A 21,458-nucleotide genomic window follows, 5' to 3' on the forward strand; every position below is an offset into this window, starting at 1 on the left:
TGCCGGGCTTTCCACCCCGATGCAAGGATTGCCGCTCAGTTTTCGTCCGTTTCGGGCGGGATGCCGCTTTCCGCTGTCGGCATGGCCGGCAAGGACGGTGGGGAGGCAGCCGTGTTTCCCCCGTCAGGAATATCCTCATACAACCTGCGTGCCTCGCTGGCCGGACCCCGGCGGGTCGCCAGTGAAAGTACCCGCAGCACTCGCACAGTCTGCCGCTCCGGCTGATCGCCGAGCGGGATGACCAGAACATCTCCTATCCGGAGTCTGGCATGTGGCTTGTCGGTGGCCTGCCCGTTCAACCGGATCAATCCGTGCTCGATCAACCTTGCGCACAGGGAACGGCTTTTCAGAAAGCGGGCGCACCACAGCCAGCTGTCCAGTCGCTGCCAATTCTGGGCGCTACCGGAGGGGCTACCGGAATTGTGCGGGGATATCTCGGGGAAGGCAGGCTTGCCGCTCATCGGTCCTGTGATCGTATCAAAGCTAGCGCCGCAGGGCGGCCAGCGCGGAGAAAGGATGGTCCGGTGCGACCGGCGTCGGCCTTTTTGGGGGCGGCGGTCGCCGGCTTGTCTCGCGACTGGTTTCCCGGTGTGAATCGCGCCGTGGCAGTGGCACCAGCATAGGCGGGGCGGGTGGTCCGTAGAAGGACGGTTCCAGTCCTTTGTTGGCAATCCGCAGGCCCAGCGCTTTCAGAACCATGGGCAGGATGGCGGTTGGAACGGACAGGCGCCCCGCCAGGCCGGCAGGCAGCGGCACCGGGCCGCGTCTTGCGGCGAATTGAAGCTCGGCGGCGATGCGTTCGGCAATGTCCAGGCGCAGATAGACCGGGCCTGTCCGGACCCATCCCATTGCTTCCGCAAAATCCGGTGGCCATCCAAGGCGGCTGGCCTCGGCCAGCGGCATCGATACCAGCGCCGGATGGGGCAGGGAGGGAACGGCATTCAGCCCACGGGCAATGCTCAGTAATCTGGCGCGTACCATGACGGAGGCAGCGTGGCGCAAAGCGGGAATACTCAGGCCGAATCGTCCGGCCCGGACCCCGATCTGCTTCAGGGCGCTGCGTTCCGCCGGGGGAATGGCATCCTCGGTCGCGCCGGGCACCAGACCGCCGTTTTCCATCAGACGGTGCAGATGCCCGCGCAACATCGCATGGGGGCGGGCGGCTTCCTGCGCCTGAAACAGCGGTGCCATGGCGGTGGCAATTGTTCTGTCCAGCCAGGCTTGCAGCCGCAGCCGGATACGTTCACGCAGGCTGCCGTCGAGAAACTCGCTGTCCGCCACCGCGATCATGGGGTTCAGAAGGGTCGGGCCGGCCCGCAACCGTGCGATCGGGTGGCCTTCCCACAGGATTTCCAGCCGCTCGGAGATCGACAGGGCCTGATCCGGTGTGGCTTCCAGACTGATGACCCGCCGCGGCATGGATTCGCGCAAGGCCCGCCTTGCGGCGCGCATAACCAGTTTTCTTTCTTCCCCGACAATACCGGCTTCCGGTTCAAACCCGAAGCCCGTGATGTGACCGACCGCATGGCCCTCCACGATCACCTGTCCCGCTTGCGTGACGGCAGAAAGCAGCGGGGCGTCATTCTGATCTTCCAGCCGTCGCAGCAAATGCGTGGCGCGGCGATCCACGAAGCGGGCAGTGAGTTTTTCATGCAACGCGTCGGAGAGCAGGTCTTCCACCTCTCTGGTCCGGCCCTGCCAGAACGGAGCATCATTCACCCAGTCCTGATGCGCGGCGATATAGCTCCAGACCCGGATGCCGGACAGGCGCTGCATCAGCGTGTCGATATCCCCATCGGCGCGGGCCAGATGGTCGATCTGACTGGCCAGCCAGTCAGCTTGCAGGGTTCGGCGCTGCAAGACCTGCAAAAAGACCCGGCCGCAGAGCTTGGTATGGGTGTCGTCCGCCAATTTGCGGAAATCGGGGATCTGGCAGGTCTCCCATAGCAATCTCACCCGGCTGCGTCTGGTGCTGTGGCCGCAGACCAGTGTGCGGATCTCCTGATCCCGTAACAGCGCATCGAGGGTTTCGACATCGCTGGCATCATGCCCGCGCACCAGCCCCGTGCGGGGTGGTGGCGCGTTGAGGCTGGCCAACAGAGCATCGCCATCGCTGAAATCGAGATCGGCATTGCGCCAGGCCAATTGGCCGATCGCCTCGAAACGATGGGTCTCCACCGCTTCGACCAGCTCTTCCGGCAGTGGCGGACAGTCGGCGGTGGTGCCGAAGGTGCCGTCCCGCATGCCGCGACCGGCGCGACCGGCAATCTGGGCGATCTCCGGCGCGGCCAGACGGCGGGCGCGGTGGCCGTCGAATTTCGACAGGCGGGCAAAGGCGACATGGTCGACATCCATGTTCAGCCCCATGCCGATCGCGTCGGTGGCGACCAGAAAATCGACCTCTTTGTCCTGATACAGCGCCACCTGAGCATTGCGGGTGCGGGGGGAAAGGCGTCCCATCACCACGGCACAGCCGCCTTTACGGCGGCGGATCAGCTCGGCGATGGCATAGACGTCGCCAGCGCTGAACGCGACGATGGCACTGCGGGGCGGCAGGCGGCCGAGCTTGGCTGCCCCTGCATGGCGCAGTTCGGACAGGCGGGGACGGGTCTCGATCTCGGCCTGCGGCACCAGGCTTTTCAGCAGCGGCCGGATTGTCTCCGCGCCCAGAAACATGGTCTCGACCATCCCACGCGCATGCAGCAGCCGGTCGGTAAAGACATGCCCGCGATCCGGGTCGGCGCAGAGCTGAATTTCATCCACCCCGATCCATTCGACCGCCCGGTCCAGTGGCATGGCCTCTACGGTGCAGGCAAACCACCGGGCTCCGGGCGGAATGATTTTTTCCTCCCCTGTAATCAGGGCGACGCGATCGGCGCCTTTGGTGGCCACCATACGGTCGTAATTCTCGCGGGCGAGCAGACGCAGGGGAAAACCGATGATGCCGCTTGCATGCGCCAGCATCCTGTCCATCGCCAAATGCGTCTTCCCGGTATTGGTGGGGCCGAGCACGGCCTTCACCCGGGGGAGTAACTGCGTCATGGATATATAGTCTGTGTGCAGGGAGACGGATTGCAAGCGGGCATCATGTGCGCCATCTCCATGACTGAAACGGAGGGGAATGCAAGAGGAGGTCCGTCCGCCGTCAGGGGCCGGTTCCTGTTCCCGCCGTGTTTGAGCATTTCAACGATGGAGCGTACTCAGATCATGAGCGACCAGACAACAACCGGACAGGCCACCGCCGGAGAAACCGGGGCCAGCGGTTCGGAGCAGCATCGTTTCGGGGCCGAAGTGGACCGGCTGCTGCACCTCGTCATTCATTCCCTGTACACCGAGCGCGAGATTTTCCTGCGCGAACTGGTCGCCAACGCGGCCGACGCCATTGAGCGCCGCAGATTCGAGGCTTTGTCCGACACCACCCTGCTGGCTGGCGCGGATGAGGCGAAGATCCGTCTTTCCGCCGACAAGGCCGCCCGCACCCTGACCATTGCCGATGGTGGTATCGGCATGACGCGGGACGATCTGATCACCCATCTCGGCACCATCGCCAAATCAGGCACCCGCGCCTTTGGTGAGGCCCTGAAAGCCCGCGAGGAGCAGAAGGAAGGCGCTGAAAAGCCCACCACGATCGGCCAGTTCGGTGTCGGTTTCTATGCCGCTTTCATGGTGGCCGACCGGGTGGAGGTGACCTCCCGCCGCGCTGGCACGGAGGATGCCTGGACATGGTCGTCGGAGGGAAACGGCACGTTCGCCATCGCGCCCGGCAGCCGGGATACGGCGGGCACGACCATTGTGATGCATATCAAGGCGGATGCTGATGAATTCCTCGATTCCTGGCGTCTTGAAAACATTATCCGCAAATGGGCCGATTTCATTGCCGTCCCGGTGCTGGTGGCCCAGGAAGATGGTGAGGACAGGGCCGCCAATGATGGGGCCGCGCTGTGGCGCAAGAGCAAGTCGGAGGTGACGGAGGAGGACTATGAAGCCTTCTACCGTCATGTCGGCAGCTTTTTCGATAAGCCGTGGGCGACCCTGCACTGGCGGGCAGAAGGGGCGATTGATTTCTCCGCCCTGCTGTTCATCCCCGGCAGTCCCGGCTTTACGCCGATGGATGAGGAACGTGAAAGCCGCGTCCGCCTGCATGTGAAGCGGATGTTCATCACTGATCGTGCCGAGATCCTGCCTGCCTGGCTGCGTTTCGTGCATGGCGTGGTCGATACGGATGATCTGCCGCTGAATGTCAGCCGCGAGATGTTGCAGGCCACCCCGGTGCTGGCGCGTATTCGCAAGGCGGTGACGAACCGTGTGCTGACCGAACTGAAAACCCGTGCCAAGGACGAGGAAAGCTACCGGACCTTCTGGCAGCATTTCGGCCGCGTGCTGAAGGAAGGCGTGTGGGATGATTCCGAGCATCGCAAGGATCTGCTGCCTTTGCTGCGTTTCGCATCCTCTGCCATTCCGGCGGATCAGGATGGCGGCCTGACCTCGCTCGACGCTTATGTCTCGCGCATGAAGGAAGGGCAGAAGGCGATTTACTACCTCGCCGGAGACCGGGTGGAGACGCTGCGCAACTCACCCCAGCTGGAAGGCTTCCGGGCACAGGGCTATGAAGTGCTGCTGCTGGAAGATCCGATCGACGCATTCTGGCCGGAGCGTGCCGAGTCATTCGCGGATAAGCCGATCCGTTCGGTGGCCCGCTCGGCGGAGGATCTGGCGGCGCCGGAAGGCGACGTGCCGGATGTGTCGGCCCTGACCTCCGCCCTCAAAGCCGCGCTGGGCGAGCGCGTGTCGGAGGTGCGTGCCAGCACTCGTCTGGTCTCCAGCGCGGTTATTCTCTCCTCTGCCGGCGTGGGGCCTGACCTTCAGATGCAGCGTCTGCTGGCGCGTGCCGGACGTGGCTTGCCACCCGCTCCGCCGGTGCTGGAAATCAACCCGCGCCACAAGCTGATTGCCTCCCTCGTCAGCGCTGCCGCGCAGGGTGAGGGTGAGGCACGCGGTATGGAAAGTGTCGCGGAAACCTTGCTCGATCTGGCGCGGATTCAGGAAGGTGAGGCCCCGGCCGATCCGACCGCTTTTGCCGGGCGGGTCATGAGCTGGATCGAGCAGGGCCTGCCCGGTCATCAGGCTGCTGAAAAGGCTTCCGCGTGAGCGGCGCTCCGGAGGGCCGCTCACGGGTGGTTGCTGCCCCGGATGAAATTATCTGGGGGCGGCCTCTGGAGTGTTTCGTGGAGGGGGAGAGTAATTCTCTCCCCATTTTCCCGTTGCGGCCGGAGGGTCTGGAGGCTTTTCTCGCCGGAGAAGGGGCGCATGCTGCCGGGTTCCTGCGGGGGGCCGGGCTGACGGCGAAAGCGGGGCAGCTTGTGCTATATCCGGCAGGAGACGGGACTGGTCCGGGTGGTGCAGTGCTGGGTCTTGGCGCCAGCCGTGATCCGTGGGGTTTCGGTGATTTGTCCAGTCGCCTGCCAGCCGGGACGGTGTGGCATCTGGAGCCGGGGGATTATGCTCCCGATCAGGCGGCGCTCGGTTTCGCGCTGGGCGCTTATCGGTTCGACCTGTTCAAGGGGCGGCAGGATGCTCCGGCGCCGGCCCGTCTGGTTGTGCCGGCGGAAAGCGCAGACGCGGTGGAAGAAGCCCGTGCCGTGTGGCTGGCGCGTGATCTCATCAACACGCCTCCCAACCGGCTGGGACCGCAGGAACTGGCGGACGCCGTGCGCCGGATCGGCCATGAGGCAGGCGCGGCAGTGGAAATCGTGACCGGTCCGGCGCTGGAGTCAGCCTATCCGGCCATTGCCGCGGTGGGGGCAGGATCAGACCGGCCTCCCGCTGTTGCCATTCTGCGTTGGCAGGGTAGCCGTGCGGATGAGACTTCTCCGCTGATCGCGCTGTGCGGCAAGGGGGTGGTGTTCGACACGGGCGGGTATGATCTGAAGCCATCCGCCGCCATGCTGCGGATGAAGAAAGACATGGGCGGTGCTGCGGTGATGCTGGCAGCGGCCCGGCTGATCATGCAGCGCGATCTGCCGATCCGGCTGGTGCTGCGGATTGGATGCGTCGAAAATAGCGTCTCCGGTCGCGCTATGCGCCCATCCGATGTTCTGCGCACCCGCAGCGGGCTGACGGTCGAGGTCGGCAATACGGATGCTGAAGGCCGCTTGGTACTATGTGACCTTCTGGCGGAAGCTGCTGAGGAAACGCCTTCCCTGTTGGTCGATGCCGCGACCCTGACCGGGGCGGCTCGTGTCGCAGCCGGTCCTGATCTGCCAGTGCTGTTTTCCAACGATCCGCTCTGGGCGGAGCGATTGGAACGGGCGGGCGGTAACGTCTCTGATCCGGTCTGCCGGCTCCCTCTGTGGGACGGGTATGATTCATGGTTGTCCAGCGATGTGGCGGATCTGAATAGCGTGTCCAGCCGTCCGTTTGCCGGTGCGATGATTGCAGCCCTGTTTCTGCGCCGTTTCGTTCCGCCTGAGACTGCATGGGTTCATTACGACCTCTATGCATGGAACGATGAGAACAGGCCGGGTCGTCCGCGCGGTGGTGAAGGCCAGATATTGCGCGGCTTGGTAGGTTCATTGTCTCATTATTACAAATAATTCATTACGAGAAGTTTTAAGAACGCGAACGTAAATTTGATAGTATTTTCCTTATTAACACAGACCATGCTGCATCGCATATGCAGGGTCGGCTGCCATATAGTCAGATAATATATGGTTGTTGGCTGGATAAAACATTTTGTAACTCGGCTGTTGAAACGATTTCTGCAATTGTCGCGTTACAGGCAGGGAAAGGATCATTATTATGGCTAGTGTTAGCAATACGGATCAAATGGTCGGCATTCTGCGCGACACGGTTGTTGCGATGGTGCGTCGTGACGGTCCCGATCTCTCCGCCCGTCAGCTTGGCGTTTTTCTGACATGCTACATGCAGGACGGCGCTCATACGGTGCGTGGACTGGCGCAGGAGCTGAATGTTTCCAAGCCCGCCATTACCCGCGCGCTTGATCGGCTGGGTGAGCTGGATTTGGCCCGTCGCAAAGTGGACCCCATGGATCGCCGTAGCGTACTGGTGCAGCGAACCATGAAAGGCAATGCTTTCCTGCGCGATCTGCGTTCGATTATGGCCGAGGCCGCTGCCCCGCAGCGTCGCGGCAGCAACGAAGGACGACGCGTTGCGAATGGCTGATTTCTTCCCGCTTCCCGTTCCCGACCGCTGCCATCAATTGTGACCCGATGGTACGCGGGACGGGTTCGTGCCCGCTCATAAAGATATGAAAGCGGACTGATATAGGGCGATCATGGCAAGGCGGCCTTTTCCATTGGGAAAAGCGTTGCTAGTCTCGTCGCCCCCGCAGCCGCGCGCTCATGCATGGTGCTGTGGGCGCTGGCAGGATTGAAGCAATGAAGTTCAAGGCCGAACGCGCTGTGCTCCTCAAGGCGCTGGCGCATGTTCAAAGCGTGGTCGAGAAGCGGAACACCATTCCGATTCTGGCCAATGTGCTTCTTGAGGTGAAAGACGGTTCCCTTCGTTTCACTGCAACCGATATGGAAATTGCCATTGTCGAGGATGTTCCTGCCGAGGGCCTTCGTGATGGTGCTGTAACGGCTCCGGCTGGTACGCTCTACGAAATTGTCCGCAAGCTGCCTGACGGGGCGGATGTGGAGCTTGATCATCAGGCTGGTGATCAGCAATTGATGCTGAAATCTGGCCGCTATGCCACAAAGTTGGTGGTACTGCCGACGGATGATTTCCCCAGCATGACCACGGGTGCGCTGCCGCATCAATTCAGGCTGGCAGGCAATGTGCTGAGGGGGTTGATAGACCGCACACGCTTTGCCATCAGCACTGAAGAAACCCGTTATTATCTAAACGGTATTTATTTTCATGCGGCCCAGGGTGGCCCGGATGGAGCCGCCCTTCGTGCCGTTGCGACGGATGGCCATCGTCTGGCGCGCGTCGAGGAGCCTTTGCCGGAAGGCGCGCTCGGTATGCCGGGAGTGATCGTGCCACGTAAAACGGTCGCGGAACTGCGCAAGCTTCTGGATGAAGTAACGGATACGGTCGATGTCGCCCTTTCCGATACCCGTATCCAGTTTGTGGCGGGACCGGTCACCCTGACCAGCAAACTGATCGACGGCACCTTCCCGGAATATGAGCGTGTGATCCCCAAAGATAACGACAAGGTTCTGCGGGTGGGGAAAAACGATTTTTCTGCTGCGGTGGCCCGTGTGGCGGCTATTTCTTCCGAACGCTCCCGCCCGGTGAAAATGGCGCTCGACCGCAATCTGCTGGTTCTGTCTGCCTCCAGTCCGGATCAGGGAACCGCGACCGAGGAACTGGACGGTGACCGTATCCAGTATGAAGCCGGGGCGCTGGAGATTGGTTTCCAGGCGCGTTATCTGAACGACATCACTGATCAGATCGCCGAGGAAGTCGAGTTCCGTTTTGCCGATGGTTCCGCCCCGACGGTGGTACAGGATGCAGCCGATTCCAGCGCGCTTTATGTGCTGATGCCGATGCGCGTCTGAGGGGCAATCGCTGGCTATCTCTCTTTCCGCGACTGAAGCGACTGTTGTCTCCAGCGTGGAGGGGCCGTTGCCCCATATCCGGACGCTGACACTGACCCGGTTCCGAAATTATGCCGCTCTGGCATGGTCTCCGCCGCCGGGGCTGGTGGGGGTTGTCGGCCCTAATGGCAGCGGCAAGACCAATTTGCTGGAGGCGATTTCCCTGCTTTCCCCCGGTCGCGGGCTGCGCAATGCTCGCACGGACCAGCTTGCAAGACAGGGGGAGGGGGGAGATGGCAGTTGGGCAGTGCATGCCCGGATTCTGTCCCCGACAGGGCCGGTGGAACTGGCAACCGGCGTCCTCCCCGGCACCGAGCGTCGTCAGGTGCGGATTGATGGCGATATTATCCGTGGTCAGGCCGAACTGGGCGCACATATCACCACGGTCTGGCTGACCCCGCAGATGGATCGGCTGTTTCAGGAGGGCCCTGCCGGCCGTCGACGATTTCTCGATCGTCTGGTTTATGGGCTGGAACCGGCGCATGCACGGGAAGTCGCGGCTCAGGCGGCGAGCCTCACGGAACGAGCGCGGCTGCTGGCAATGCGGGCCGATCCGGCCTGGCTGGCAGCGGTTGAGGATTCCATTGCCCGTCATGCGACGGCGGTGACGGCTTCCCGCCTTGCGTATGTCACACGGTTGAATGATGTTCTGGTTCAGGGAGGCGCAGGAGGTTTTCCGCCTGCAAGGCTGGATCTGAACTGTGCCATTGCTACCCGTCTTTCCCGCCATCCGGCAGTCGAGGTTGAGGACTGGCTGCGTGCCGCCCTGCGTGACAGCCGCGAGACTGATGGAGAAAGTGGCACGCAGGGAATAGGCGCCCATCGCAGTGATCTGCTGATGAAGGATGCGGCAACGGGCCGTTCGGCGTCGATTGCCAGTACCGGGCAGCAGAAAGCTCTGCTGATCGGAGTGACTTTAGGGCATGCCGTCCTGTTGAAGGCGGTAAGAGGGCGGGCGCCCGTGATGCTGCTGGATGAGCCTATGACCCATCTGGATGCCGAACGCCGGAGGCTGTTGCTGACGGCATTGCGGGGACTGGGTGGACAAGGTTTTCTGACAGCGACAGACCGCGATGCGTTCGATGCGGATTTATCCTGTGTGACCTGTCTGGAAGGATGCCTGCACCCGGTATCCTAGAGGATAGACTTCTCTTTTCAGCCGGATGGAGCCGCTTGATGGGGGGGAAGCCCCGGTTAGGGCTGTCCCTCGGGGGGATAGTCGAGTATAAATAGGTGATTCCCGCGCTGTCCTGGAGCTTTTTGCCGGCATGTCCGATCCTACGCCGCTGCCGCCTGATTCTGATGCTTATGATGCGTCCTCGATTTCCGTACTGCGGGGGCTTGATGCAGTCAGAAAGCGCCCTGGCATGTATATCGGCGACACTGATGATGGCTCCGGCCTGCATCACATGGCGTTTGAAATTATCGATAATGCGGTGGATGAGGCTCAGGCCGGGTTCGCGAGCGAAGTCACCCTGACCCTGAATGGGGATGGCAGTGTGACCGTGACCGATGACGGACGCGGCATCCCTACGGATATTCACGCCGAGGAAGGCATTTCCGCGGCGGAGGTCGTGCTGACCCGCTTGCATGCGGGCGGCAAGTTCAACCAGAATTCCTACAAGGTCTCCGGTGGCTTGCATGGCGTGGGAGCGGCCGTGGTCAACGCTCTGTCCGAATGGATGGAAGTGCGCATCTGGAGAGAGGGGCGTGAACATTTCATCCGCTTCCGTCATGGCGATGCGGAGGCTCCGTTGGTCGAGATCGGCCCTTCACCGCGCGGTTCCGGCACGCAGGTCACGTTCAAGCCGAGCAACCTGACTTTTACCAGGGTCGAATTTGAATTCGCCACCTTGGAACGTCGCTTGCGGGAGCTGGCATTTCTGAATTCAGGCCTGAAGATCGTGCTGCGTGACGAACGTCATGTGCCGGCTCAGGAAAGCGTGTTCTGCTATGAAGGTGGGCTGACCGCTTTCGTCGAATGGCTTGATCGCGGCAAAGTGGCGCTGTTTGATCCACCGATCAGTGCCGCCGGTTCTGCCAATGCTGATCAGGGTGATATCAAGGTCGAATTTTCGCTGGTCTGGAACGACAGTTTCCATGAGACCATGCTGTGCTTCACCAACAATATTCCCCAGCGTGATGGTGGCACGCATCTGGCCGGTTTCCGTCAGGCGCTGACCCGCGTTGTTTCCAAATATGCTGAAGGACTGGGCAAAAAAGAGCAGCTGGCTCTGGTTGGCGAGGATATGCGCGAAGGTATGACCGCCGTTCTGTCGGTCAAAGTTCCGGACCCGAAATTTTCTTCGCAGACCAAGGAAAAGCTTGTCAGTTCCGAAGTGCAGCCGGTGGTTCATGCAGCGGTCGCCGATGCGATCGGGCACTGGTTTGAAACGCATCCCAAGGAAACCCGCTCCATCATCCAGAAGGCGATGGATGCGGCCTCGGCCCGTGAAGCAGCCCGGCGGGCGCGTGAACTGACCCGGCGCAAGGGTGTACTGGATATTTCTTCGCTGCCCGGGAAGCTCGCCGATTGTCAGGAGCGCGATCCTTCCAAATGCGAAATTTTCATCGTCGAGGGTGACAGCGCCGGTGGCTCCGCCAAGCAGGGCCGTGACCGGAAATTTCAGGCGATCCTGCCGCTCAAGGGTAAAATCCTCAATGTGGAGCGGGCGCGTTTTGATCGTATGCTCGGCAGTGCCGAAATCGGTACGCTGATTACGGCGCTTGGCACCGGTATCGGCCGTGGAGAGCCGGAGCAGGGTGGATTCGATATTGCCAAGCTGCGGTACCATCGCATCGTCATCATGACTGACGCTGATGTGGATGGTAGCCATATCCGCACTTTGCTGCTGACTTTCTTCTTCCGCCAGATGCCGCAGCTGTTTACCAATGGACATCTGTACATCGCCCAGCCGCCTCTGTTCAAAGCCACACGTGGCAAGGATGAGCGCTATCTGAAAGATGAACGTGCTCTGGAAGAGTATCTTCTTTCCAAGGCACTGAACGAGGCGCAACTGACTCTGGCGGATGGACGGGTGTTCGCCGGTGATGAACTGGCCGAGGAAGTCAACCATCTGCGTGATGTTGCGGCCCGGATGCGCAGGCTGGCCGGTGGTATTCCTCTGGCGCTGCTGGAACAGGCGGTGGTGGCGGGGGCGCTGCGTCCTGATGCTACGCCGGATACCCTGCAAACACTCAGCGCGCGGCTCAATGCTATTTCTCCCGCGTCCGAACGTGGTTGGATCGTCGCTTCGGAAGGCGAGGGGCTCACCATGCGCCGCACAGTACGGGGCGTCGCGGAGCGTCATACGCTGGAGGCCACTGCTTTGAGGAGTGCGGAAGCCCGCTGGCTGGCGGAGCGGACCGACCAGTTGGCAGCCCGCTATACGCAGCCGGTGAGTCTGGCGCTGGATGCAGCCCGGCTGGAGCTAGCCGGACCTGCCTCGGTGCTGGAGCGTATTCTGGCCCATGGGCGTAAGGGTCTCTCCTTCCAGCGCTTCAAAGGGCTGGGCGAGATGAACCCCGAGCAGCTCTGGAGTACCACGCTCGATCCGGCGACCCGCACCCTGTTGCAGGTGAAGGTCGGCGATATCGAAGATGCCGGGCAGATTTTCAGCACGCTGATGGGCGACGTTGTCGAGCCACGGCGCGATTTTATCGTTGGAAACGCATTGAAAGTGGCCAATCTGGATGTATGATCGTGCAAAGGCGATCCTGTCAGCACTGGAACGCGTTGTTACGGAGCCGGAATCTCAATTGGGATTGACGCTGACTGCTGTCGCGGCAGCTGCAAATGCTTGTGGCTTCCTCGCGGTCGGGCGCTTTCTGTCGCATATGTCCGGCGTGGTCTCGACCATGGCCTTTCATGCAGCAGCCGGAGAGGTCGAGATTCTTCTGCTGATGGCGGGTGTGTTCATATTGTTTGTGGCCGGGGCAGCCTGCTCTGCCATGATTGTGAATGAAGCCGTCCGTAGACGCTATCGCAACGTCTATATCTGGCCGCTGATTCTGGAAGCAATCCTGCTTGCGGCATACGGGATTGGTTCGACCATGGCGCTGCCGGAGTGGCGTTATGATGTCGTGATCGGTTTCAGCTTCCTGATGGGGCTGCAAAACGCGACGATCACCACAATCTCCGGCGCGCGGATGCGCACCACACATATTACCGGGGTGGTAACCGATATCGGCACTGAAATCGGTCGACTGCTCTATGAGCGGTCAGGGCGCCGCGTCATCCCCAGCCTGACCTCCAACCCTTACAAGCTCGTTCTGCTCCTGTGTCTGGTGACATCGTTTTTTCTGGGTGGTGTGCTCGGTGTACTGAGTTTTACCCAGATCGGGTTACTGACCTGTGTGCCTCTGGCCTTGATCCTTGCCGTCGTGATCATAATCATGCACCGGTATTATCCTAACCGGCCTGAGAAATAACACGCAGGATCGGCAGCAGCGGTTTTTTCCCGAGCTACTGCATCAGCACGGCGTGGATCAGATTATCTCCTGACGCAAGCTTGGTTCCGTCCGATGTATAGATGTCGAGATATTTGCCGCTGTTGAGAAGATATCGCGTTGCCGTATCGCTTGTGGGGTAGGTACGGGTGATGCCCTCCTGCTGACCGATCAGCGCAATACGATCATGATCCGGGTCGAAATTTTTAATCGTCAGTGGCCCGGATGCCAGGCTGTTGACCCAGACGGTATCATCGCCTGCACCCATCACGATGGATACGGCACCCCCACCGAGAGCCGGTCTGGTGGCGCCAAAACCGATCGAGACAAAATCCCCGGCATTTCCCAGTTGCAGACTGGCATCTTCATGGCCAAGGAAAATAGCGCTTTTTACGCCGCCTCCGACGAAATTCAGAGTCTGATCCTGGTTGACACCATCGCCAATCACCCAATGGCGATATGTGCTGTCCCCTGCGGGCTGAAGAGTTGAGGCTTCCGTGTGATAGGAAAGCGTACCGGCTGACCCCAGAAATACAAGCTGCTGGCCGGTTCCGCCCGTCACGGTGTCATTGCCCTTGGACAGAACCGGCACGCTATAACCGCTGCCTCCGACCAGTTTCATGCCGGGACCATTGGCAAAAATGAAACCGTCCGCCGATCCTGCATAAACAGTATCGTTATTGCTGATGACGACATTGGTATGAAGTGTCTGACCATCCATATCAATGGATGCATTGCCGGACGGAGATGCAAACCACCACTGGGTTTTTGCCGTGCTGGCAAGCCCGGTATCGTACACTGTCTGATAATTGTTGGAGATGGTGACAAATTTTGAATTTGCCATGGAGGCATCAAAATTCTGGTCGGTATCACGGGAAATCACGGGATCGGCGATGTCGAATGTTGCTCCCGTTCCATCAAGGGACTCACCGCCGTAGAAATACGAACCAAGGCTCCATAGAGACATGTTCATCAGGGATGATGAATACGATGAATGTTCCAGAGCAAGATTTCTGGCCAGATCTACAACAGCGGAATTCAGATCAATTGTAATATGATGCAAGGCCCCCTGATCTTCTCCCCATTTCAGATAATCGCCGCCTGCATCAGAGGAAAGTGCATTCCAGGCAAAATTGGTACCTGAAAAATAAAGGCGCCCCCATGAAGGTGGGGTACCACGGGAATCTGCCAGCGGAAACTGCAGAAAACCGTTCAACGTCGGCAGAGCAGCATTATAATTTGGATTGGATTTGCTATTAAAAGCAATCGTAAACGAATTCAGCCCAAAGGTTGCACCTTGTCCGTGGCCAGTCTGGAAAATCTCTGACAAGCGTTGTTGAGAAGAAAAAGTAATTTGTTTGTCGAAGGTGTAATTTGATGCCGCATTAAGCGAGGTCGACAAAAACAGATTGCGGCCTCCGGGAGATGTGTCGCCTATATTGGCGGAAGAACCGTCCTGCCCATCTATCGTTGTGATACGATACGTCCATTGACCAGGCGAACCATAGACGGACAAAGCCATTGTCGAGGCTTCGTTGGTCCATGTGTAATCAGCGGTCCCCAGAACATTGTCGGCATAAAGTGGGTTTCCAGTGGTATAGATCGAAGGATTCAGAAAACTTTCAGAATGCCATTGGATGATGTCCCATTGAGAATTCACAGTATAGGGAAGCTCAGGAGGACGCGCATAATATTCTGCTCTGCCATTCTCGACAGAGCCTGTATTAAACCTGAAGCGGGGAGAAAGGAGGCTGGGATTATTGAAAGCCGATATTCGGGGCATAAAAAAGAGGCTTTCATTTAAAAGTAGAAATATTACGAATCAATCATCATTTGATTGATGATGTTAATATATATATGAACTTATAGTTGAAAAACAACTAATTTTTTCCAAAAATTTAGAGAATTGATTCCTTTGTTTATGAAAAAAATCTGTAGACTTATTATTTATAGTATTAAGCTTGAAATTTATAGTATATAGAAAGTCTTCTTATAGTTTTTTTAGTAAAATGTTTGCTGATTATAATTAAAATATTATTTTTTGAAGCAATCGTTAAAATGTCATATAAGCAGTGATATCTATAAAAATTTGTGGAAAATATGAATATTATTGGAATAACAAGAGTATTTAATGAAGATGATATTATTGAATCATTTGTCCGTCATCATTCGATTTTTTTTAATTCCCATATATTCATCGATAATGGAAGTTCAGATCAAACAGTTGATATATTAATAAAATTAAAAAATGAGGGATTTAATATTATTCTTTTTGAAAATAAATCTATTATTTTTCAGGAAATGCAAATTAATACAGAATTTTATAAATTTGCAAATAATATGAATCCGGATTGGATTATGTATATTGATGCAGATGAATTTATAGACATAAGAAATAGTGAAAACCTGTTTTACGAAACGCTAAAAATTCAGAAAGAAGACATTGAAAGCGTTTTGTTTGAGCTGAACAATTATCAAAATACTTTTGAAGATGATCATGATGAAATTGCAGTGCCTGTCAGAATTACCCATCGTCTGCCCTGTGGATCCAATGTCTGGAAAACCGCTGTCAGGGGGCAAATCCGGTCAAATGTGGTTATCGAAGCTGGTAATCACGGGGTTATCATAGATGATCGCTATGCTCGAGATTGCAAAAGTCATCAGGTAAAACTGGCTCATTTTAACAGACGCTCTGTCTGGCAGGAATTAACAAAGATTATCATCGGTCATCTGAAAGCAATCAGTACAGGGAAAGAAGCAAAAGAAAGAAACTGGTCTGCTCATTATAAACCATTTTACGAAAAAATTAAAAACAAACCTTGGGAAATATTAAAAAGTGATTATATTTTATCGAAAGACAATAAAAATCGACAATATTTTTATGATCCAATGAATTATTTGGGCGGTGATTTGAGATATACGAATAAAACGGACTATGATATGAAAAGTATTATATCAATAATAAATTATTTTGAAAATCTTTCACAAAGCCATGGAGATATTGTTGATCTGTTAAGAGAAAATAATATTGAGAGCATGCATTCTGTCATCAGACGAATATTTTAATTAAACAGCAGATCATAGCTATTTTTTACTTTCCTGCTGCTGAACAAAAATGGTTCTGTGCCTGAAGGAAATCCAGACCCGTCGGGTAGCCAGATAATCGGTTCCCAGCAGCATATCGCCCCCTGGTAATGTGATATCGCCGACAGCGATGGGCTGATTCAGGAATTCCTCCCTGCCGACGGTCAGTCTGTCAAAGGCATGGCGATAGATGGAAACCGGATGCATATCCATGCCTGATCCACGATTCAGCACGTCATCCGGGTGGAGGGTTTCACCTGCCTTATGGGTGCTGGCCAGGGTGATGACGGATATGGAGGCTCCACTATCAAGAATAGCCGTCAGAGAGGTATTATCAACGTACACCGGCAGTCGAACCAGCGCGTTCCGCCAGTCGGTATGCAGGGGCAAGGCGGCATATTTGCCTTTCCATGGCAGAAAAGCACCGCTGCATGCTTCGCTGTCGTAAAGATCCAGCGTGCGATGAGGGATATCGAGCGCAATGTCATACTGGCCCAGTATATCGAGGCCCAGCAGGCCCACTGCTGGAGAGGCAGTACCCTCGATCTCCGGAACACCTGCGACCGCCAGACTGATATCATGGATGCTGGCCTGACCGAGTTGCAACGTATGCAGCTGAACATTGGCATGGCTGTACAAACCACCGATGCCCTGGATAATGGAGGACTGGGTCGGATCTGGCGCCAGATGCAGTTTCTGAATGGCATTGACGGCAATGACGGTTGCGGCTGCACCCGTATCCACGATCATCGTTGCCGGCTGATCATCAATGATGACTGGTACGGCGAAAAGATGTCCATACGGGATCAGCGTCAGATGGGCATGGCGCGTCAGTTCGCAACGGGATCCAGCTGAGGCATCGCAGGCGGACAGTAATAAAGGCAGCAGCCACAACCCTTGACGCCGCATGCTGATAGCTTTCAGCAAGGATCTGATCAGGCTCTGTGCTGTGTAACGCAGGGTGTGGCTCCACATGATCAGGGCTGGTCAGGAACAAACCGCCTGACCAGATCAGACAGATGCCCGATTTCCTCCAGCTTCAGCCCTTCTGGCGGGGAGGGACGATTTTTGCCGCGTGCTACCCGACGCGGTCGGCAGGCCGCTTCGAAGCCAAGCTTGGCGGCTTCTTTCAGCCGTGCTTCCGTCTGCGGCACTTGTCTGATTTCGCCGGACAGGCCGACTTCCCCAAAAAAGACTTCATTGGCTGCAACGGGCTGTTCTGTTGCGGCCGAGATCAGGGCGGCGGCAACGGCAAGATCGGCGGCTGGTTCAGTGATGCGCAACCCCCCTGCGATATTCAGATAAACGTCATTCTGGGCCAATTTCAGTCCACAGCGTGCTTCCAGAACCGCCAGCAGCATGCCCAGTCTTGCACTGTCCCAGCCGACCACAGCCCGGCGCGGCGATCCACCCGCATTGGGGGCCAGCAGGGCCTGCACTTCCAGCAGGACCGGGCGGGAGCCTTCCATCCCTGCGAAAACCGCGCTGCCGGCGATATTACCGCGTCGTTCCGCCAGAAACAGGGCGGATGGGTTGGCGACTTCAGACAGACCCAGATCGGTCATTTCGAACACGCCAATTTCATCCGTGGCACCAAAGCGGTTTTTGACGCCGCGCAGAATGCGGAACTGATGGCCCCGGTCACCTTCGAAATACAGCACGGCATCCACCATGTGCTCCAGCACGCGCGGACCGGCAATGGCGCCTTCCTTGGTGACGTGACCGACCAGCACCAGCGCGAAGCCGACGCTTTTGGCCAGCCGGATCAGCTCGAAACCGCAGGCACGGACCTGCGCTACGGTGCCGGGGGCGCTGTCCAGACTATCCAGCCACATGGTCTGGATCGAGTCGATGACCACCAGCGCTGCATCACGCGCTGTTTCCAGCGTGGCGGCGATATCCCTCACATGGCCGCTGGCGGCAAGTTCCAGTGGAGCATCGGCCAGATGCAGGCGGCGCGCCCGCAGGCGGACCTGCTCCACCGCTTCTTCACCGGAGACATAAAGCGCCCTGCCGCCTGCCCGCGCCAGCGCCGCCGCAGCCTGCAACATGAGGGTGGATTTGCCGATGCCGGGATCACCCCCCACCAGAATGACAGAGCCAGGAACCAGGCCGCCGCCCAACACACGATCCAGCTCCTCAATCCCGGTTGCAATACGGGGGGGAGGGGCGGCATCCGCGCCACTGGCAGGCAGGCTGACGAAAGCCAGCCTGCGCCCCGGCGTGACCCGCACCGGAGCAGAGGATGGCGCTTCCTCGACAATGCTGTTCCATTCGCCACAGGCTTCGCAGCGTCCGGCCCATTTGGGGTAAACGGCTCCGCAGGCCTGACATACATAGCGGGCGCGATCTTTGACCATCCCCGATCAGAAACAGGTGGATGGCATCATCGTCAAGCCGCCATTCTGAAAGCTGGAGGTCGGTGTAGGGTCTTGCTATGTCCAGGCTGTGCCCCAGATCCGATCCAATCCCTCTCGCTCTGCCCGTGGTCCGCTCGTTGCAGTCGTTCTGCCGGGCAATGAATGTTTCCAGCCTTCAGCAGCAGGCGCCATTGCTTTGTTGCAGGCTCAGTTGGCGCCGCACGCCTGTCATACACGGCCGGTTATTTTCGCGACGGAACCGAAGAAAGAGGCAGCTTTTCCTGGCATTCCGTTCTGGCCGATCAGACCTTTGCCACTGCCGATTCCTCGCTCCGCGCGCTATTCTCATGCCCTGAAAGCGGCTCTGGCGCAGGCACAGCCCGATTTGATCGAGGTGCATAACAGGCCACGCCTTGCGATTGACCTGGCAAGGCGCTTTCCGGGCTGTCCGGTAAGCCTGTTTCTGCATAACGATCCTATTGCCATGAAAGACGCGCGGACAGTCGAAAAGCGGATCAGACTCAGCCGAGTACTGGCTGGTGTGACGGTGGTCTCTGCTTTTCTGCGGGATCGCTATACGGGTGGTCACGAGGATGTCGCCGCCCCGGAGGTTCAGCCGAACTGCCTCGATCTGGCGGCCCTGCCACCTTCTCTGCCGCCGGAGCAGCGGGAAAAACTGATTCTGTTTGCCGGCAGGCTGGTGGAGGAAAAAGGTGCCGACCGTTTTGTGGCGGCGTGCCGCGCCGTCTTGCCGCGGAGGCCGGGATGGAGGGCAATGATGATCGGCGCGTCACGTCTGCGACCCGGCAAGGATCTTCCCTATGCGCGTAGCGTGCGGGCGGAAGCAGAGGCGGCAGGCATCATGGTCGATGGCTATCAGCCGCATGCTGCTGTGCTGGCGGCCATGGCACGGGCTGCCATTCTGGTTGTGCCGAGCCTCTGGGAAGAACCGTTCGGTCTGGTGGCGCTGGAGGGTATGGCCTGTGGGGCTGCTGTCCTGTCCAGCAACCGGGGGGGGCTGCCGGAAGTCACGGGCGATGCCGCGATCCTGATCGACCCGGACCAGCCGGAGCAATTTGCGTCTGCTCTCCTGGCTCTGACCAGTGATGACGCGCGCCGCGCTGCCGTGTCGGAAGCCGGGCGGGTGCAGGCAGCGGGATTTGACGCATCTTTGGCCGCGGCCCGGCTGGATGCGCTGCGCCTGAAAACCATCCGCGCCTGGGGGCAGCGCTGAGATTACTCAGCCCGGCCTGATGGCGGCCAGAGCGGTCAGCACGTCTTCCGGCGGCAGCGTGGAAAGATCATCGCGCTTGATCCAGCATGCGTCTTGTCCCCACGGTGCGGAAATCACCGGGTCGGTATGCGCGGACATCAGCATCAGGGTCGGTGTACCAAGGGCGGAGGCAAGGAAAGTCGCACCGGTATCGTTTCCGACAGCCAGTGCGCTGCGTCGCGCGACCGCCGCCAGAGCAGGCAGGGATGTGCGGCCAGCCAGATCGATCAGAGCGGGAAATTGCAGTCGGATAGCACGAATGGCATCTCGATCCGCCTCTGTTCCCACCGCGACGGAAGCCAGTCCTTGTTGCTCCAGCGTCTTGGCCAGCGCGGCATAGCCCGGTGCAGGCCAGCGTTTCCATGGCAGATGTGGAGAGCAGCCGGGAATCAGCAGGGCAAAGCGCGGTGGCAGTGCCAGCGCATCAATATTCGCATCCAGCCAGTCCATCGGTGCGGGCGAAGGCGGGGGCAATCCGGCGGTGCGGAGCTGTGCCGCCATTTTATCCCGGTTGGAAAAGGTGCCGGTGGAAAAATCCGGATTGGGATGAGACGCTCCGCGTGCCGCACCGATCCATTCGGGGCGCTCGCGATGAGGGATCAGTGCGAAGTACCGCGCCGTCCGGCTGGAGCACTGTAAATCATACACGCGCTGAAACCGCATCCGGCGGAACCATTGCCGCCGTGACAGCAGGGCATCCAGCCGCCACCATGCCGGGCGCGGATCAAAGACGACGTCATCGAACCATGGAATCAGGCTGGTCAGCCCGCGATAGGCTGGTGCAGTCAGCAAGGTGATCCTGGCGGCGGGATGATGAAGCCGGATGGCATGAAATGCATCCAGCGCCTGCACCAGATCGCCGAATGCACCATGCTTGATGACGAGAATCCGTTCCATCACTGTCGCGGGCGGCTAGACGGTGAATTGCTCGGCGATGATCCGTTCTGACAGGTTGTGATCCGGATCGAACAGGACGGTCAGCGACATGGAGCGATCTTCGCTGACTGTGACGGAGACGACATCCCGTACTTCGCGTGAATCGGCAACCGCGGCAACGGGGCGCTTTTCGGCCTCCAGCACTTCGAACACGACATGGGCATCGCAGGGCAGCAGCGCACCGCGCCAGCGGCGGGGCCGGAATGCGCTGATCGGCGTCAAGGGCAGCAAATTGGCCGATAGTGGCACGATTGGCCCGTGGGCTGACAGATTATAGGCGGTGGAGCCAGCCGGGGTGGAAACCAGCACGCCATCGCAGATCAGCTCCTCCAGACGGACCCGATCATCGACCAGAATGCGGATTTTTGCGGTCTGGCTGCGTTGCCGCAGCAGAGAGACTTCATTGATCGCCACGGCTTCTTCCACGGTGCCATCCTGCGTGACGGCCCGCATGCGCAGCGGATGCAGATGGGCCGCATGAGATTTCCGCAGGTGCTCCGGCAGGTGGGAGGCCACCGTCGGGTTCATCAGAAAACCGACCGACCCGCAATTCATGCCGTAAACCGGCAGATCTTTGCCCATCACATGATGGAGTGTCTCCAACATGAAGCCATCACCGCCCAGTGCTACCACACAGACGGCATCTTCCAGCGGGCAATCCCCATACTGGGCGACCAGCCGTGCGCGGAATTCCTCCGCCAGCAAGGTCGGTGCAGCCAGAAAAGCGATCCGCCCGGGGGCTGCCTCGGCTGCGCGGCAACTGAAGGCGGCTTCTGGCATCAGCGGGGCGGA

16 protein-coding genes are annotated in these 21,458 nt (G+C 58.6%); 9 read left to right on the forward strand and 7 right to left on the reverse strand.

All coding sequences use genetic code 11. The features are described from left to right. Nucleotides 1-35: 35 nt before the first annotated feature. Nucleotides 36-461 carry an RNA-binding S4 domain-containing protein gene (locus GBCGDNIH1_RS13985; protein ID WP_025318115.1) on the reverse strand — a complete coding sequence of 142 codons (426 nt, stop codon included), beginning with the start codon at nt 459-461 and terminating at the stop codon, nt 36-38. 22 nt (nt 462-483) lie between these two features. Further along, complete coding sequence (locus GBCGDNIH1_RS13990; protein ID WP_043453418.1) at nt 484-3,042, reverse strand: helicase-related protein; 2,559 nt, start codon at nt 3,040-3,042, stop codon at nt 484-486. Between the two features lie 165 nt (nt 3,043-3,207). Here GBCGDNIH1_RS13990 and htpG point away from each other — a divergent pair, with 165 nt between their 5' ends. The 7 genes from htpG (at nt 3,208) to GBCGDNIH1_RS14025 (ending at nt 12,995) form a co-directional block, all read left to right on the forward strand. Continuing rightward, nucleotides 3,208-5,148 carry a molecular chaperone HtpG gene (gene htpG / locus GBCGDNIH1_RS13995; protein ID WP_025318117.1) on the forward strand — a complete coding sequence of 647 codons (1,941 nt, stop codon included), beginning with the start codon at nt 3,208-3,210 and terminating at the stop codon, nt 5,146-5,148. Continuing rightward, nucleotides 5,145-6,593 (forward strand): leucyl aminopeptidase family protein, encoded by a 1,449-nt coding sequence (locus tag GBCGDNIH1_RS14000; RefSeq protein WP_011631025.1) that lies wholly within the window; start codon nt 5,145-5,147, stop codon nt 6,591-6,593. The genes htpG and GBCGDNIH1_RS14000 overlap by 4 nt, the downstream gene beginning before the upstream one ends. Nucleotides 6,594-6,798: 205 nt before the next feature. Next, complete coding sequence (locus tag GBCGDNIH1_RS14005; protein ID WP_011631026.1) at nt 6,799-7,182, forward strand: MarR family transcriptional regulator; 384 nt, start codon at nt 6,799-6,801, stop codon at nt 7,180-7,182. A 215-nt stretch (nt 7,183-7,397) separates the two neighbouring features. Then, nucleotides 7,398-8,525 carry a DNA polymerase III subunit beta gene (gene dnaN, locus GBCGDNIH1_RS14010; protein WP_025318118.1) on the forward strand — a complete coding sequence of 376 codons (1,128 nt, stop codon included), beginning with the start codon at nt 7,398-7,400 and terminating at the stop codon, nt 8,523-8,525. 67 nt (nt 8,526-8,592) lie between these two features. Continuing rightward, nucleotides 8,593-9,702 (forward strand): DNA replication/repair protein RecF, encoded by a 1,110-nt coding sequence (gene recF, locus GBCGDNIH1_RS14015; RefSeq protein WP_043452635.1) that lies wholly within the window; start codon nt 8,593-8,595, stop codon nt 9,700-9,702. Nucleotides 9,703-9,832: 130 nt separating this feature from the next. Further along, the gene (gene gyrB / locus GBCGDNIH1_RS14020; RefSeq protein ID WP_011631029.1) at nt 9,833-12,265 is read left to right on the forward strand and encodes a DNA topoisomerase (ATP-hydrolyzing) subunit B; all 2,433 of its coding nucleotides are present in this window, start codon (nt 9,833-9,835) and stop codon (nt 12,263-12,265) included. Next, a complete protein-coding gene (locus tag GBCGDNIH1_RS14025; protein ID WP_011631030.1) occupies nt 12,258-12,995 on the forward strand; it encodes a YoaK family protein in 738 nt (245 codons plus the stop codon). Before gyrB ends, GBCGDNIH1_RS14025 begins: the two co-directional genes overlap by 8 nt. A gap of 34 nt (nt 12,996-13,029) precedes the next feature. Here the strand turns inward: GBCGDNIH1_RS14025 and GBCGDNIH1_RS14030 are convergent, their stop codons facing one another. Continuing rightward, nucleotides 13,030-14,229 carry a hypothetical protein gene (locus GBCGDNIH1_RS14030; protein WP_157691961.1) on the reverse strand — a complete coding sequence of 400 codons (1,200 nt, stop codon included), beginning with the start codon at nt 14,227-14,229 and terminating at the stop codon, nt 13,030-13,032. Between the two features lie 884 nt (nt 14,230-15,113). Here GBCGDNIH1_RS14030 and GBCGDNIH1_RS14035 point away from each other — a divergent pair. Then, entirely contained in the window at nt 15,114-16,079 is a 966-nt protein-coding gene (locus GBCGDNIH1_RS14035; protein WP_043452641.1) for a glycosyltransferase family 2 protein, read from the forward strand. A gap of 18 nt (nt 16,080-16,097) precedes the next feature. Here GBCGDNIH1_RS14035 and GBCGDNIH1_RS14040 read toward each other — a convergent pair whose 3' ends face one another. Together GBCGDNIH1_RS14040 and radA are read right to left on the reverse strand one after the other, a co-directional pair. After that, nucleotides 16,098-17,072 (reverse strand): retroviral-like aspartic protease family protein, encoded by a 975-nt coding sequence (locus GBCGDNIH1_RS14040; protein ID WP_011631033.1) that lies wholly within the window; start codon nt 17,070-17,072, stop codon nt 16,098-16,100. A gap of 2 nt (nt 17,073-17,074) precedes the next feature. After that, nucleotides 17,075-18,457 carry a DNA repair protein RadA gene (gene radA / locus GBCGDNIH1_RS14045; protein WP_011631034.1) on the reverse strand — a complete coding sequence of 461 codons (1,383 nt, stop codon included), beginning with the start codon at nt 18,455-18,457 and terminating at the stop codon, nt 17,075-17,077. An 88-nt stretch (nt 18,458-18,545) separates the two neighbouring features. Between radA and GBCGDNIH1_RS14050 the strand changes: the two genes are divergently transcribed. Next, nucleotides 18,546-19,691, forward strand: a complete 1,146-nt coding sequence (locus GBCGDNIH1_RS14050) for a glycosyltransferase family 4 protein (RefSeq protein ID WP_011631035.1) — start codon at nt 18,546-18,548, stop codon at nt 19,689-19,691. 6 nt (nt 19,692-19,697) lie between these two features. Here the strand turns inward: GBCGDNIH1_RS14050 and GBCGDNIH1_RS14055 are convergent, their stop codons facing one another. Continuing rightward, nucleotides 19,698-20,627 (reverse strand): glycosyltransferase family 9 protein, encoded by a 930-nt coding sequence (locus GBCGDNIH1_RS14055; protein ID WP_043452643.1) that lies wholly within the window; start codon nt 20,625-20,627, stop codon nt 19,698-19,700. Between the two features lie 15 nt (nt 20,628-20,642). Next, entirely contained in the window at nt 20,643-21,446 is an 804-nt protein-coding gene (locus GBCGDNIH1_RS14060; RefSeq protein ID WP_011631037.1) for an NAD kinase, read from the reverse strand. Between the last annotated feature and the right edge of the window lie 12 nt (nt 21,447-21,458).

It is taken from the genome of Granulibacter bethesdensis CGDNIH1 (genome assembly GCF_000014285.2).
Lineage (GTDB): Bacteria > Pseudomonadota > Alphaproteobacteria > Acetobacterales > Acetobacteraceae > Granulibacter > Granulibacter bethesdensis.